The organism is endosymbiont of Galathealinum brachiosum (assembly GCA_003349885.1).
In the GTDB taxonomy this organism is placed as follows: domain Bacteria; phylum Pseudomonadota; class Gammaproteobacteria; order SZUA-229; family SZUA-229; genus SZUA-229.
Map to the genome: position 1 here is coordinate 563,116 of QFXC01000007.1, position 15,183 is coordinate 578,298.

General features: G+C 40.2%; 14 protein-coding genes. 6 read left to right on the plus strand and 8 right to left on the minus strand.

Going from position 1 to position 15,183, the window contains the following annotated elements; genetic code table 11:
* Window positions 1-6: 6 nt before the first annotated feature.
* Complete coding sequence (gene psd, locus DIZ80_05210; protein ID RDH84865.1) at window positions 7-870, plus strand: phosphatidylserine decarboxylase; 864 nt, start codon at window positions 7-9, stop codon at window positions 868-870.
* A gap of 205 nt (window positions 871-1,075) precedes the next feature.
* On the opposite strand, the gene DIZ80_05215 is transcribed toward psd, so the two are convergent.
* Both DIZ80_05215 and efp read right to left on the minus strand, forming a co-directional pair.
* Entirely contained in the window at window positions 1,076-2,038 is a 963-nt protein-coding gene (locus DIZ80_05215; GenBank protein RDH84866.1) for a hypothetical protein, read from the minus strand.
* Window positions 2,039-2,053: 15 nt separating this feature from the next.
* Window positions 2,054-2,626, minus strand: coding sequence for an elongation factor P (gene efp, locus DIZ80_05220; GenBank protein RDH84867.1), 573 nt, complete (start codon window positions 2,624-2,626; stop codon window positions 2,054-2,056).
* A 94-nt stretch (window positions 2,627-2,720) separates the two neighbouring features.
* On the opposite strand from efp, the gene epmB reads away from it, so the two are divergent.
* The 3 genes from epmB (at window position 2,721) to DIZ80_05235 (ending at window position 7,855) form a co-directional block, all read left to right on the plus strand.
* Window positions 2,721-3,752, plus strand: coding sequence for an EF-P beta-lysylation protein EpmB (gene epmB, locus DIZ80_05225; protein ID RDH84868.1), 1,032 nt, complete (start codon window positions 2,721-2,723; stop codon window positions 3,750-3,752).
* A gap of 142 nt (window positions 3,753-3,894) precedes the next feature.
* Window positions 3,895-5,736, plus strand: coding sequence for a hypothetical protein (locus tag DIZ80_05230; protein ID RDH84869.1), 1,842 nt, complete (start codon window positions 3,895-3,897; stop codon window positions 5,734-5,736).
* Between the two features lie 28 nt (window positions 5,737-5,764).
* Window positions 5,765-7,855, plus strand: a complete 2,091-nt coding sequence (locus DIZ80_05235) for a two-component system response regulator (protein RDH84870.1) — start codon at window positions 5,765-5,767, stop codon at window positions 7,853-7,855.
* 488 nt (window positions 7,856-8,343) lie between these two features.
* On the opposite strand, the gene DIZ80_05240 is transcribed toward DIZ80_05235, so the two are convergent.
* A complete protein-coding gene (locus DIZ80_05240; GenBank protein RDH85045.1) occupies window positions 8,344-8,886 on the minus strand; it encodes a DUF924 domain-containing protein in 543 nt (180 codons plus the stop codon).
* Window positions 8,887-8,915: 29 nt separating this feature from the next.
* Window positions 8,916-9,698 carry a peroxide stress protein YaaA gene (locus DIZ80_05245; GenBank protein ID RDH84871.1) on the minus strand — a complete coding sequence of 261 codons (783 nt, stop codon included), beginning with the start codon at window positions 9,696-9,698 and terminating at the stop codon, window positions 8,916-8,918.
* Between the two features lie 119 nt (window positions 9,699-9,817).
* Here DIZ80_05245 and msrA point away from each other — a divergent pair, with 119 nt between their 5' ends.
* Complete coding sequence (gene msrA / locus DIZ80_05250) at window positions 9,818-10,450, plus strand: peptide-methionine (S)-S-oxide reductase (protein RDH84872.1); 633 nt, start codon at window positions 9,818-9,820, stop codon at window positions 10,448-10,450.
* 194 nt (window positions 10,451-10,644) lie between these two features.
* On the opposite strand, the gene parC is transcribed toward msrA, so the two are convergent.
* From parC to DIZ80_05265, 3 genes are all read right to left on the minus strand, one after another.
* Window positions 10,645-12,903, minus strand: a complete 2,259-nt coding sequence (gene parC / locus DIZ80_05255) for a DNA topoisomerase IV subunit A (GenBank protein RDH84873.1) — start codon at window positions 12,901-12,903, stop codon at window positions 10,645-10,647.
* A gap of 110 nt (window positions 12,904-13,013) precedes the next feature.
* Window positions 13,014-13,661 (minus strand): hypothetical protein, encoded by a 648-nt coding sequence (locus tag DIZ80_05260; GenBank protein RDH84874.1) that lies wholly within the window; start codon window positions 13,659-13,661, stop codon window positions 13,014-13,016.
* Window positions 13,661-14,167, minus strand: coding sequence for an RNA polymerase subunit sigma-24 (locus DIZ80_05265; GenBank protein ID RDH84875.1), 507 nt, complete (start codon window positions 14,165-14,167; stop codon window positions 13,661-13,663). The genes DIZ80_05260 and DIZ80_05265 overlap by 1 nt, the downstream gene beginning before the upstream one ends.
* 132 nt (window positions 14,168-14,299) lie before the next feature.
* Here DIZ80_05265 and DIZ80_05270 point away from each other — a divergent pair, with 132 nt between their 5' ends.
* On the plus strand, window positions 14,300-14,803 hold the full coding sequence (locus DIZ80_05270; GenBank protein ID RDH84876.1) for a cytochrome P460: 504 nt from the start codon (window positions 14,300-14,302) through the stop codon (window positions 14,801-14,803).
* A gap of 142 nt (window positions 14,804-14,945) precedes the next feature.
* Here the strand turns inward: DIZ80_05270 and DIZ80_05275 are convergent, their stop codons facing one another.
* A complete protein-coding gene (locus DIZ80_05275; protein ID RDH84877.1) occupies window positions 14,946-15,152 on the minus strand; it encodes a cold-shock protein in 207 nt (68 codons plus the stop codon).
* Window positions 15,153-15,183: the final 31 nt, after the last annotated feature.

The following is a 15,183-nucleotide window of genomic DNA, read 5'->3' on the forward strand; positions in this document are numbered from 1 at the left end:
AAAATTATGAAAGCATCATTTACCGATTATTTAAAATCCACTCCTTTTTATTTTTTACCACATCATTTAATTTCTGCCGTGGTATTTAAAGTCGCTCGTATTAAATGGGCGCCTGTAAAAAACTTTACCTTAAAAATTTACCTGTCATTACATGAAGTCAATATGTCTGAGGCGGTTGAAGAAAACCCCTACGCTTATGAAACCCTTAATGCTTTTTTTACTCGTGCATTAAAAGCAGATGCAAGAATAATAGATAATTCAGAAAAAACCATGGTCTGCCCGGTTGATGGAAAAGTAAGTCAGGCGCAGGCGATTGAAAATGGCAGAGTTTTTCAGGCTAAAGGCCAGGACTATAGTTTACTGGAACTGGTCGGTGGCATAGATAAATTGGCAGAACCTTTTACAAATGCAAGTTTTGCAACCATCTATTTATCTCCCCGGGACTATCACCGCATTCATATGCCCCTTGATGGAAAACTAACCGACATGGTTTATGTACCCGGGCGTTTATTCAGTGTTGCACCTCACACAGTTAATACTGTTCCCAGATTATTTGCACGCAATGAGCGACTGGTATGTAAATTTGAAACCGACCATGGCCCGATGATTATGATTCTGGTTGGCGCTGTAAATGTTTCTGCTATTGATACGGTGTGGGCGGGTTCAGTTACACCACCGAGTAAACGTAAAGTTATTCATACCACTTATGAGAATGTCGATATAAACCTGAAGAAAGGTTTAGAAATGGGGCGATTTAATCTAGGGTCTACGGTTGTTCTATTAATGAATGATAAAGTTACGCTTGATGATGCAATTAAACATGATGAAGTTGTGACACTTGGGCAGAAGTTGGCTTCGTATAATATTTGATTGTTTTTAGCTGATCGAGTATGGGCAAGCTTTTATCATTATGGAAATTTTAATTCTGTAGTTTGAGCTGTTAGATATTTACTCGCTCTTCTGCAGATCAAACCACAGAAGTCTAACTCCCAGAAAGTTAGGAGTTTGCGAGTACTCGGCAGACGACACCGCAGAACTTTAATTCCCATAAAACTATGAGCTTACAGACAAACTATTATCCCGAAAACTCATCCCCAAAACTAATCACCTCATTAATATGATCAGCCCCCACCATCAACATCAAAAGCCGATCAACACCAATCGCCACCCCTGAACACTCAGGTAAACCAGATTTCAAAGCACCAAGCAAACACTCATCAACTGGCATTAATTCCTGCCCTCTTTGTTGACGACTAATATTATCACTTTCAAAACGCCTCGCCTGCTCATCAGCATTGGTTAATTCATAAAAACCATTCGCCAACTCAAGCTCACCATAAAATAGTTCAAATCGATTAGCCTTACGTGAATCTTCTTTATCCAGACGCGCTAATGAAGCCTGTGAAGCAGGATAATCATATAAAAAAGTAAAACTGTCTTTAGAAAAGTCAGGCGCAATTTTTTCCACCATCAACCAGTCTAGCCACATATCCCTGTCATCATCCATACCCTGTGGCGTTTCAATATTAAATTTTTTCGCGCATTGCTTTAACTGGGTAACATCAGAATTAAACGGATCAATTTCAAGTTGATTAATAAATGCCTGCTGATAACTTAAGCGTTGAAAATTAACTTTTCCCCTCGCCATCAGCTCACTTAAAAGTTTTTCTATTTCATCCATTAACCGATGATGATCAAAACCCAGACGATACCATTCCAGCATGGTAAATTCCGGATTATGGTTTCTCCCATTTTCATCATCCCTGAACACCTTTGCAATTTGGTATATATCCCCGCTTCCTGCAGCAAGCAGGCGTTTCATATAAAACTCAGGGGACGTGTGCAGATAAAATTCTTTTTGATGAAACTGCGTAGAAAAACTTTCCAGTTGCGGATCAGTAATAGCGGCAGGCGAAATAACCGGGGTTTCTACTTCCAGTACATTTCGCTGTAAAAAAAAAGCCCGAATACTTTGCAACATTCGGGCTCTCTCTTTTAATATCGAAACTGAAGCGGTTGGTTGCCAGTTAAAAGACATTATTTAATTTTCAGATTAACTGCTTTTAACTCGTGAAACGTACTCACCACTACGAGTATCAATTTTAAGCATTTCACCTTCTTCAATGAATAAAGGTACTTTAACAACTGCGCCTGACTCAAGTGTTGCTGGTTTTGTTCCACCCTGAGCTGTATCGCCTTTCAGACCCGGATCTGTTTCACTCACGGCTAACTCAACAAAATTGGGAGCCGCTACAACTAAAGGAGCACCATTCCATAACGTAACCGTGCATAACTCCTGAGCTTTAATCCATTTACCCGAATCAACCATGGCAGAATCTGGCGCTGCAATTTGCTCAAAAGTATTAGGATCCATAAAGTACCAGAATTCACCATCGTTATATGAAAACTCCATTTCAACATCGACTACATCTGCCGCTTCTACTGATTCACCTGATTTAAAGGTTTTCTCAAGCACTCGACCTGTTTTCAAGTTACGTAACTTTACTCGATTAAACGCCTGCCCTTTACCGGGTTTTACTAATTCATTTTCAATAATTGAACACGGATCATTATCTAGTATTAGTTTAAGACCGCCACGAAATTCATTTGTACTGTATGATGCCATTTGCAAATAACCTTTATTATGGACATTGAATCTAGAAGACATGTATATCTATCTAGATCAAAAGCAGCGCATATAATACTCGGAACAGCCCATAATGCCAAAAACTATAACGATCAAATCTGAGAATTTCATCTCTAATTTGCCAATAAGCTGGCAGCAGCAACTATCGCAGGCCGTTTCTGACCCGGATCAACTACTAGATATTCTGAACATAAAACCTGACCAGTTCCCCCTTTTCAGCGAAGCAAATCAACAATTTAGCCTTAAAGTGCCACATGCTTATATAAATAAAATACAGAAAAGCAATGCTCGGGATCCCCTGTTATTACAGATTATGACTCAATCTCAGGAGATGCTGCCCTCGGAGAATTTTCACACCGACCCTGTTGGTGATTTAAACGCAAACAAAACACCGGGGTTGTTACATAAATATAATGGCAGGGTATTACTTATCACGACGGGTGCCTGTGCCGTACACTGTCGTTATTGTTTTCGCCGTCACTTCCCCTACCAGCAACAACAAGCAGGGCGGGAACAATGGTCACAGGCAATTAACTATATTCAACATGATAAAAGTATAAAAGAAGTCATCTTAAGTGGAGGAGACCCACTTGTTCTATCTGATAAAAAACTGGATGATTTAGTCACACAGCTCGAAAATATCCCCCATATAACACGTTTACGCATACACAGCCGATTGCCTGTGGTTTTACCTGATCGCATTACCGACAAACTGGTAAACACACTATCATCCAGCCGATTTAATGTTTGCCTGGTTATACACGCTAATCATGCCAATGAAATTACCGACAATGAAGTTAATGCGCTTGATAAATTAAAGCAGGCCGGGATTCACCTCCTTAATCAGGCGGTATTACTGAAAGACATCAACCATCATATTGACGACCAGGTTAATCTGTCTGAAACACTGTTTAACGCAGGTGTTCTTCCTTACTATCTTCATTTACTGGATCCGGTACAGGGTGCAGCTCATTTTGATGTAAAATTAAACGACGCATTATGCCTTATGACACAGATGCAAAATAAATTACCGGGCTTTCTAGTGCCCAGGCTAGTCCGTGAAATTGCAGGAGAAACGAGCAAAACTCCAGCGAATGAGCTATAAATCTATAATAACGCATGAAATTAGCTTAAAAAGCAGCAGTATCTAACTGTTTTTATTAAATAATATGCATAAATAGGATAGACTTGAGACAGATAAGGGCTCAAAGGCGATAAAAAGGATAATAACCAAGCCGACAAACGATATGAAATTAAACGTTCCGGAACAGACCACCCCAGATAAGGATGATTTTCCAAACCATCCGCGAAAAGTAAAAAAATGGCTGTCTAGCTTAAAGCGCGCCAATATGGGTGATTTCACGCGTCAGGTATATAATGGTATTTTATCCCTGAATCGTCAGGCAATAACACCTAAACACCGCCTGGAAAATATGGAAATACTGCGCGAACCTACGCGTTACATTTTCAATCAGCTCAACAAACATTTTATAAATCGCACATTACCCTTGCCCGAAAAAAGCTATAAGATCACGCATCTTAATCAGGCATTATTAAATGAAATGGCAACCGGTTATAAAATTCTCATTTTTGAGGCATCAAACAACCTCGCTAAAATAGACACTAAAACCATACTCACCGCCTGCGAACGATCACTGCATTATTATTCCGAATTACTTCTTCGTTCAAGCCAGATTTATTCCGAATTACCACGAGGAGTATGGTGGGATATTCACCGTATCTATGGTTATGCAGAATTTAAAAATTTACACCAGAAAAGCGTAAAAGATCCCGAGTTATCAATTAAAGATATTACTGCCGAGGATTATTATAAACAGATTCTGCTTTTCTCACTGGCTCGCCCTAACGCATTACGCCAGAGCGATGCTGAGCGTTTATTCAAATCCATTAATGGCTGGGCAAAATTTGCCAGTATTAGTAATCAACCATCTAAAAATAAACTTAATCGTTATTTTGTTAGTAAACTTGATGGAGACCTGCCACCAAATTGCGTTTCTGAAAGCGACCTGAAAAACCTTGAGCATGTCCGTTCAATAGAAACCTCTAAACTGGTTGAACATCTTCAAAAAATAGATAATGAATCTGATGATTTATATTCAGCTGTTTCAATAGGCGATCAGGTATCACAGGAAACAATTCGAACATTAGTTTCTTCATGGAGCCTTTGTGCTAAACGTCGTTTTTCACGCGCTGTACGTAAAGATGATATTAAAGTAACCATTGGTTTGAACCCGATACACAAAGCATTAAACACGGAAATAGAACCGCCCAAGCCTAAACTCAAAAAACCAAACAAAATGTTTTCTCTGGAATCTATTCCTGAAAATGAACAGGCGAGTAAAGATGTATTTGCTCAACAGGATCCTACATTTTTTATCACCCACCCTGAAATGCAAAACGAAAAAGATCGCTCTTCAGGCGCATGGGATATGGTTGCAAAAGGCCGCACCCTGACAGCAACTTATGCCAATGAACTTCAGGAGCAGGACCAGACCATTGGTGAACTTTTTAAAGAAGACCCTGATATACACTGGAAAATAACGAATGTAAGTGCAGGCGGTTATTGCCTGTTCTGGGATTCAGACTTACCTTCCCGCGCACTGGTTGGCGAGTTAATAAGTATTCGTGAAAAAGAACCCGATCACACATACCAGTGGCGAGTTGGTGTTATTCGCTGGATGCAGTATAGCCATGAAAATGGTCTGGAAATTGGCGTTCAGGTTTTATCCCCAAAAGTTATTTCCTGTCAGGTACAGAGGACAGAACGTAAAAATGAAGAGCCATTTAACGGCTTAATGTTACCCGGCATAAAACCAATACAACAACCATCCACATTACTTTTACCCGCTCATGCATTCCGTCGCAGCAACACATTAAACTTACATGTTTACGAACGTGATATGGAAATTAAACTAGGCACAGTACGTGAACACACCGGTTCATTTACCCAGTTCCAGTTTTCACAACCCAATGAAGACAATACGCCTGATGATGAAGACAACGGCAATGAAGGACGATCTGAAAGGAAGAATCCTGATAATTTTGATTCAATCTGGTCTTCATTATAACTAATAAAACTACCTGGAAGCTTAAGCTGTGGAAGAAAAGAAAAAAATAAATATTTTCATTATTGATGACTCATTTAATAATGAAGAAAACATAGTTAAGCTTATGCGTAGCTCAGGATATGCAGCACATACAACGCGTATTGAAGATGATGAAGATTTAATAGAAGCCTTAAGGAAAAAAACACCTGACATATTGCTCTACTCAAATGGCATGGAATTAATCTCATTGCAGGACACAGTTCAATGCCTTGAAGAACACGCCAGTGAACCTGTGCCTGTTTTAGCAGTAAACCGTCCCGGGCACGAATTAGATGTTATTGAAGCCATGCGCACAGGCGCCAGAGATTTAACTTCATACGACAACCCTTCTCATCTTGAAATGGTTATGCACCGGGAAATTCAGGCACACTCCAGTATTGCAAAATTATTTAAACTCGAAATTGCTATCAAGGAAACCGAGAAACGCTGCGAAGCACTACTTGATTCTTCCCGTGATGCGATTGCTTATATACATGAAGGTATGCATGTATATTCAAATCACTCTTATTTAACTTTATTTGGTTTTGACGAATCAGAAGATCTGGAAGGCATGCCTATTCTGGACATGGTTGGTTCGGACGACAGAGATGGTTTCAAAACTTTTTTACGTGACAACTGCAAATCAGGAAGTTGCGATAGTGATAAGCTAAAATTAAGCCTGAGTAAATCAAATGGAACAGAGTTCAAAGGTGAAATGGAGTTTTCTCCTGCCAGCATAGAAGGCGAACCCTGCATACAGGTTATTATCAGAACACAATCTGATAATAAAGATTTAGAAAAACAATTGGCCATGATGAGCCAGACAGATTCTATTACCGGATTATTTAATCGTCAGTACTTTTTAGATACCATTGAAGACTCAGCATCAAAAGCAAAAGAAGGTAAAATCACCGCTGCGGCTCTGCTTATTCACCTCGATAATTTTGACGATATCAAACAAAGCGTTGGTGTTGTTGCTGCTGACCAGTTCTTAAATGAAATTTCAAGACAGTTTGAAGAGTCTGTTGCAGGTGATGATGTACTGGCTCACTTTGAAGGCAATACTTACTCCATTATTGCTTTCAACCAGACGGCAGAAACCATTGAAGAATACGCAAATAAAATCAGCAAAGCATCGCGTGATTTTATTGCCAATATCAAAACCCAATCACTCAACACTACCTGCACTATTGGTGTGAGCCTGTTAGATAAAAACACACCAGATACCGGTGAAATTTTATTACGTGCAGAACGAGCAGTAGAAGAAGCTGGCAAACAGGGGCCTAACACGGTTATTGTTTATCAACCTAAAGAAGGCGAATTAACACAGAAAGAAATTGACGCCAAGGTAGTCACTGACCTGAAACTTGCTCTTAAAAACAACCGTTTTATTCTCAACTTTCAACCGGTTATTAGCTTACATGGTGATACCGATGAACGATATGAAGTATTTGTTCGCATGCTAGATACAGATGGCAACATTATTATGCCCAATGATTTTCTACCTGCTGCAGACAGAACGGGCATGTCTATTGCCATCGATCGCTGGGTATTACTCACAACAATTACCACACTAACGAAATGCTGGAAAGAAGGTAAGCGCACTTTATTCTTTGTCAAACTGGCCGCTAACTCATTAAAAGACACCAGCCTGATGTCATGGCTAAAAGAACAGTTAAAGAAATATAACGTACCTAAAAACAGCCTGATCTTTGAAGTAAAAGAAAGCGTTGCGGTTACCAGTCTGAAGTATACAGCCGAACTGGCAAAATCTTTACAGGAGTTAAACTGTGGTTTTGCACTTGACGATTTTGGTACCGGCAGCAATCCATTCGAGTTATTAAAGCATATACCTGCAGACTACCTAAAGCTGGAACGTTCTTTTATGGAAGAGCTGTCTACAAGCACAGAAAATCAGGAAGCGGTAAAAGCGATTACCGAAAAGGCTATGGAGTTAAACAAACTAACAATTGCTCAATGCGTACAGGACGCAACCAGCTTATCTGTACTCTGGGGCATGGGCATTAACTTTATTCAAGGCAACTTCCTGCAAGAGCCTTCTCCAGATCTGGATTATGACTTTAGCTCTATGGCAGGGTAACTAGATAAGCTTGTGACAGCTTATACCCTGAAGCAGACATAAATTCAGTTTAACTTACAGGTAAACTGCTGTGAAATATCTCTCTCGGGGATATGAACCTTAACAGGGCAAAAAACTAACGTTATATAAAACTGAAAAACAATTAATTAGACAAACAACTGTATTAAATAATAAATCGCCGCTGTAACCGCCGTAATACCGATAATGGGTAAAACAGTACAAGAAATACAAATATCACCAATTTCTTTCGTTAAAACGCTCATACAGATACTCCGATTTACATTTAATCATTGATATAGATTAAGAATAGTGGAGTTTAAGATAAAAATATAGCGTAATTTTAAATTTTATTAGTTTTATTAATGGTTTTTATCTAATTTCAAGCCAACTTCACCTCCTTGTAGGAGTTAACTTCAGCTGACGATAAACCACTCGATACGTAAGCGAGCAGCCGTTAGAGCATTATTAAGGGCCGGAGCAAGCTAGCTTCACCCCGTAAAAGCCTCTTTTGAATTCAGGTAATCCAGCTCAGCTTGCGTAGAATCGCGCCCCAAAATGCCATTACGGTGGGGGAATCGACCAAACTTTTCAACAATTGATCGATGATGTCTGGCAAAACGAGCATTGTCTGCAAAACCCGCCTGCTCAAATTTCTCTACCGACAAATTTTGATGCTCCATCAGTTCGCTATGCATTAAAGGCATATAAAAGAAACTAAGTTGCGACTTCGGAATTTGCTGATCATAACCCTGCTTAATACCAGACAGAGCCAGTTCAATAGATCTGGCTTCAGTAAGAAACCCTTGCGCTTTTCCTCTGAACATATTCAACGGAAACTGATCAAATAATAAAATCAGCGCCAGACAACCTGATGCATCATCTTCCCAGGAATCTAAGGCTCCTTCAAATGCCTGACGCCAAAGCACTTCAAATTTATCTCGAATAAGCGCATCAATTTCTGGTGTTGATTTAAACCAGTGTTTATTCATGGGTTCTGAAAACCAGAACTGGATTATTTCTTCAGCTTCAATCAAAACACATCCTCTAATTTATTCAGGCATTATTTTGAGTTTGGTATTTTACGTGTGAATACCCAGTTATTACCTTTTGATACTTTTTTATTAAATTTATACCCAGCAACATCAAATGACTTTATATCTTCAATATCAGATAACTGATTTTGAATAATATAACGGCTTAACAAACCTCTGGCTTTCTTGGCATAAACACCAATCATTTTATACTCGCCATTTTTCAGCTCTTTAAATGCAGGTGTAATAATTTCACCTTCAAGCACTTTAGGTTTTACTACCTTAAAATATTCATTTGATGCCAGATTAATCAGATATTTAGATTTAACTTTCTTAAGCTGACTATTCAAACCCTCAGTAACCTCGTCACCCCAGAATTCATATAAATTTTTACCCCGATCATTACTAAGTCGGGTACCCATTTCAAGACGATATGGCTGCATTAAATCCAGAGGTCGTAATAAACCATACAAACCAGATAACATACGAAAATGTTTTTGTGCAAAAGTAAAATCCTGCGCACTAAAGCTTTCCGCATCTAAACCGGTATACACATCACCTTTAAAAGCCAGCACAGCCTGTTTGGCATTTTTCTCTGTAAATTTTTTATTCCAGGCTTCAAAACGATCAAAGTTTAAATCGGCAATTTTTGTGCTGACTTTCATCAACTCTGAAATATCTAATGAAGAAAACTCACGCATACGGTGAATCAACTCAGCTGAATCATCCAGATAATCCGGCAGGGTAAATTTCTTTGTTTTTGGCGGTGTATCATAATCAAGGGTTTTCGCAGGAGAGACAACAATAAGCATACTGATTCACATAGTTTTGAGTTAGCGCCCATTATAACCAATAAAAATGAACTAACCCCATAATTGCTATACTAATTGCCATAAGTTCACAGATGTTTATTTTAAAGGTACCCCATAACATGTCTTTACGCTCACTCTCCCTCATTTCCTTATCAGTAGTAGCATTGGCTATTATGGTTAACGCAACACAGGCTGAAACACCTGTTAAAGCTAATTCACAAACAAACACGATGAAGTCAATTGTATTAGCCGGTGGCTGCTTCTGGTGCATAGAATCAGACTATGAAAAACTCGACGGCATTATCAGTGTTGTCTCCGGGTACTCGGGTGGACACACAGAAAACCCTACTTATGAACAGGTTTCTGCGGGTAATAGCGGACACATTGAAGTTGTAGAAGTGACCTATGACCCTGAGATCATAAAGCATACAAAAGTGCTAGATTATTTCTGGCATCACATAGATCCTACTCGCGATGACGGACAGTTCTGCGATAGAGGCCCACAATATCGCCCGGCTATTTTCTATAAAAATGAAATGGAAAAACAGGCAATATTACAATCAGCTGCCCATATAGAAAAAACTAAATCGTTTAAAGACCCATTAAAAGTAGAGTTTATTCAGGCCAGTACTTTTTATCCCGCTGAAGATTATCATCAGGATTATTACAAAAAGAGCCCGCTGAGATATAAATATTATCGATATGCCTGTGGGCGTGATGCGAGAGTTGAGGAGCTTTGGGGTAGCAAATAAAATCGAGTGATTGCCATCTTTACCATGTTACGGAACATATCCATCAGGGACAGCCCGCTGCTTTTTAGCGCTCTGTCCCATATGGTAATTCCGATCTGACTGGCAGGGCGATGAACAACTCTGATCAGCTCTTGATGGCATCACAACAGGGGACGGAGCTCAAAAAGCGAGGTCCATCCCCGATGGAGATGAACCTACTCTTTAATCTCAACCTCAATCTTATCTACTTTCTGGTAACCGCGAGGTAGCTTAAATCCACGTTTACCACGCTCGGCATAATGCTCATCCACTTCTCCGGCTCTCATGACTTTATGTTTTTTACCTGCAAACACAGCCAGCTTTTCACCATCCTGAATCAGATCAATTGCACAAACCCATTCTTCTGCTTCTTTCAGTTTTGCCGATGGAATATTAATAATTTTATTCCCCTTACCTTTTGCCATTTGCGGCAATTCGGAAAGCTCGGTTACCAGCATGTGTCCTTCTGAACTAATGGCAACAATAAAATCATCATCCAGACTTCGCACTTTAACCGGTGGCAATACTTTTGCTCCAGGCGGCACTTTCAGAAATGCTTTACCCGCTTTATTTCTGGACTGTAATTCACCCAGCTCACAAACAAAACCATAACCAAAACTGGTGGCAAATAAATAAAGATCTTTAGGGTCGCCCATCAGTGCAGAAACAAACACAGCACCCGGCGGAGGATTAAACCTGCCCGTAAGTGGCTCACCCTGCCCTCTGGCTGAGGGTAGAGTATGAGAACCTAATGTATAAGCTCTGCCCGTACTATCGAGGAACACCGCTGGCTGATTAGATTTACCCTGTGCAGATGAGCGATGGGCATCACCGGCTTTATAATTAAGTTTATGCGCATCCAGCTCATGACCTTTTGCCGCACGCACCCAGCCTTTATCAGACAGTACAACCGTAATCGGGTCACTGGATAATAATGCTGATTCATCCATTGCCTGTGCAGCATCACGTGCCACAATAGGTGAACGACGTTTATCACCGTAAGTTTCCGCATCATCCAGAATTTCTTTTTTGATTAATGTTTTTAATCGACGCTCTGAACTCAGCAGTTTTTCAAGCCTGGCTTTTTCTTCCGCTAACTCTTCCTGCTCAGCACGAATTTTAACTTCTTCTAAACGCGCTAACTGACGTAATTTTGTATCCAGCACATATTCAGCCTGAACTTCACTCAGACCAAATCGTTCCATTAATGCAGGTTTCGGTTTTTCACTATCACGAATAAGTTGAATTACTTCATCAATATTCAAAAAGGCAATTAACAAACCTTCTAATAAATGCAAACGTTTATTAACTTTTTCCAGGCGCCAGTTAAGACGGTTACGCACCGTAGTCGTACGATAGGTAATCCATTCTTTTAATATCACACGCAGATTTTTAACCGACGGGCGCCCATCTATACCTATCATGTTCATATTGACACGATAGGTGCGCTCTAAATCCGTTGTCGCAAACAGATGCGTCATTAACTGTTCTATGTCCACACGATTTGAACGTGGCACCAGCACTAAACGGGTCGGGTTTTCATGATCAGACTCATCACGAATATCTTCCAGCATAGGTAGTTTTTTAGCGGTCATCTGCTGCGCGATCTGCTCAAGAATTTTATTACCCGAAACCTGATGAGGTAATGCCGTAAGAATAATGTCACCATCTTCTACTTCATAGATAGCGCGGGCACGAATACTGCCCTTACCCTTGTTATACATTTCCAGCAGTTCTTCACGAGGCGTGATAATTTCTGCATCTGTCGGATAATCCGGCCCCTGAATATGTGTACATAATTCTTCAACCGTTGCTTTGGGCTCATCCAGCAATCGAATACAGGCCGTGGCAACTTCACGTAAATTATGCGGCGGCACATCCGTCGCCATACCCACGGCAATACCCGTTGTTCCATTTAACAATAAATTCGGTAAGCGAGCTGGTAATGACCTGGGCTCTTCAAGCGTGCCATCAAAGTTAGGCTGCCAGTCAACTGTGCCCTGCCCCAGCTCTTTTAAAAGCACTTCGGCATATTTAGATAATTTAGACTCTGTATAACGCATGGCTGCGAAAGACTTAGGATCATCTGGCGAGCCCCAGTTACCCTGTCCATCAACTAATGGATATCGATAAGAAAAGTCCTGCGCCATCAACACCATGGCTTCATAACAGGCACTATCACCGTGTGGGTGAAACTTACCTAATACATCACCTACAGTACGCGCTGATTTTTTATGTTTGGCGGTAGACACCAGCCCTAACTCAGACATTGCATAAATAATGCGTCGCTGTACGGGTTTTAAACCATCACCGATAAACGGCAGGGCCCGGTCTAAAATAACGTACATGGAATAGTCCAGATACGCCTTTTCTGTGAATTCGGCGAGAGGCTGTTTTTCTACGCCTTCAAAATTTAAATCTTCCTGGTCAGACATACAGTCAATCTTTCTCTATGTGATTTATTTCGTTTGCTGAATTATGCTCAAATAAACGCATAAACACAACGAATCAAACAGGAAGATTCAGGGGCACCGATAAAATGCGATTACACTTCGAATTCAGGCAACATTTCACGCATAATGTGTAACACGGCTTTTTCACGCATATCATGGCTGTACAATACAATGACCGTCAGGTCATCCCTCACCTTAACTAACTTCCAGTTCATATCATCCAGTGTTCCAGCACCCTTAAGCCAATGCAAAGGTGACCAGTGCAGTGGACGCTTCCCCTGATGGAAAAAAACATTCAGCACACCCTGCTCTTTGCCCGCAATACGTAAATGTGTGGTTAATTTTTGATCAAGCCGACAAAATTTACTCATTTCAACCGGGTACATTATCGGCACACGACTAATATCGTTTTCGTCCAGCCACTGCTGCATTGAAACCTGCATGCCATTATTTAAATTAGAATCTTTTTGAATATCTGCATAAGCAGAGCTAATTAAATCAGGCGTCTGAAAATACCCCATCATTACAACAAACAATAAAATTGACGCTGCTATTGAGCCTGGCCATTTATAAACATTGATCTGCTTAAACCGACTACCGGAAGACTGCTGGTGCTGCTCACCTTCCTCACTATGCTGTGACAGTATATTCTGCAGCGTCTTCATTTGCTCAGCTGATAATGACTTATTACCATAAAAGGCTTTTACCGCCTGCCTTATTGGCTGCTTGTCTTCACTCATTACAATTCACCCTTATTCATTACACTGGTATCAAACCGATCACCCTGAAATCGCTCTCTCATACGTTTTTTTAACCGATGTAATTTTGACAATATAGTACCCCGGGGTTTTTCATAAATACGCGCAATTTCATCTGCGGTATGCTCTTCTACCGCCCACAAATACAACAACTCATTTTCTTCTGCATTCAAAAAATCGATTAAAACCTGAACATCCTGCTGATTGATCAACAGGTCGTCCATCCCATCATTATCAACGGGTTCAATATGAGATAATTCGTCACTTTCTATTGAAATCATAGGCACCACTTTTTTATGTCGTTCCTGGTCAAAATAAAGATTCCGAATAATCGTTTTTATATAGGCCTGTGGTTTATCAATAGAAGCAGATTGTTTATTTAAAAATTTCTCCACAGCACTTTGCACCAGATCATAAGCCGTTTCTTCATGGGCCGATAATGACAGTGCATAACGATATAACTGATTTAATTCTTCTTGATTCAACATGGGTCTCTTATAAGACGGCCAGCCTGCTCATTTGATTGCAAAGAATTGTGATCACAAACATGCAATCAAATGAGCAGCTCACACGTTATAGCTGTGAACAGAGTATTTCGATTGTATCAAAAGGACATTTTAATGAAATTAAAAACAGGCATATTATCTCTAACATTAACCATTATGAGTCAGTCACTTATTGCAGGTGAAATAATTAAACCCTCCCCCAACGGCATTACACTGCCTGAAGCTTATAAAGACTGGAAAGTCATTTCTATCTCACATCGCACAGATAACCACTCTATGCGCACCATTCTGGGAAATGACATTGCAGTAAAAGCCGCACGCGCTGGCAATACCAATCCATGGCCTAAAGGCTCAATACTGGGAAAACTGGTATGGAAACAAACCGCTGAAGAACATTGGCCAGCAGCAATTGCTCCAGATAAATTTGTGCATGCTGAATTCATGCATAAAGACAGTGAAAAATATAAATCAACCGGTGGCTGGGGTTATGCACGCTGGACAGGATTAGATCAGAAACCTTACGGTAGTGATGAAAACTTTGCTCTGGAATGCATGGGATGCCACACACCGGTAAAAGATAATGACTGGGTGTTTACGACACCGGCGAAAATGCCCTGAAAAGTTACATCAACCTAAAAATCAGAGTCAGAAAACAGCATATTCTAAAATTATACACAATTGTTCTCTGACCCTGTTTTCATAACGCCCAGTTAACCAGCATATAACGTGCTGTTACTCATAGGCGTTTTGTTCAATGCAGTTAAACTGGGACAACGTTGTTTGCGCAAGGGCCTTTCTGGCCTTGTCCTACTTCATATTCAACCACTTGCCCATCATTAAGTGATTTATAGTCATCACCACTCTTAATTTCAGAATGATGCACAAAAAGATCTTTTCCTCCGTCTTCTGGAGTTATAAAACCAAAACCTTTACCCGCGTCGAACCACTTTACTGTACCTTTACTCATTGTGATGTTCCTGTTTAGTTAGTTTTAAATA

Excerpts from the sequence above, each read along its gene's own strand:
- DIZ80_05260 (RDH84874.1), bottom strand. The coding sequence starts at position 13,661 with ATGAGTGAAGACAAGCAGCCAATAAGGCAGGCGGTAAAAGCCTTTTAT.
- DIZ80_05245 (RDH84871.1), bottom strand. The coding sequence starts at position 9,698 with ATGCTTATTGTTGTCTCTCCTGCGAAAACCCTTGATTATGATACACCG.
- DIZ80_05270 (RDH84876.1), top strand. The coding sequence starts at position 14,300 with ATGAAATTAAAAACAGGCATATTATCTCTAACATTAACCATTATGAGT.
- efp (RDH84867.1), bottom strand. The coding sequence starts at position 2,626 with ATGGCATCATACAGTACAAATGAATTTCGTGGCGGTCTTAAACTAATA.
- DIZ80_05230 (RDH84869.1), top strand. The coding sequence starts at position 3,895 with ATGAAATTAAACGTTCCGGAACAGACCACCCCAGATAAGGATGATTTT.
- epmB (RDH84868.1), top strand. The coding sequence starts at position 2,721 with ATGCCAAAAACTATAACGATCAAATCTGAGAATTTCATCTCTAATTTG.
- DIZ80_05215 (RDH84866.1), bottom strand. The coding sequence starts at position 2,038 with ATGTCTTTTAACTGGCAACCAACCGCTTCAGTTTCGATATTAAAAGAG.
- DIZ80_05265 (RDH84875.1), bottom strand. The coding sequence starts at position 14,167 with ATGTTGAATCAAGAAGAATTAAATCAGTTATATCGTTATGCACTGTCA.
- psd (RDH84865.1), top strand. The coding sequence starts at position 7 with ATGAAAGCATCATTTACCGATTATTTAAAATCCACTCCTTTTTATTTT.
- parC (RDH84873.1), bottom strand. The coding sequence starts at position 12,903 with ATGTCTGACCAGGAAGATTTAAATTTTGAAGGCGTAGAAAAACAGCCT.
- DIZ80_05275 (RDH84877.1), bottom strand. The coding sequence starts at position 15,152 with ATGAGTAAAGGTACAGTAAAGTGGTTCGACGCGGGTAAAGGTTTTGGT.
- msrA (RDH84872.1), top strand. The coding sequence starts at position 9,818 with ATGTCTTTACGCTCACTCTCCCTCATTTCCTTATCAGTAGTAGCATTG.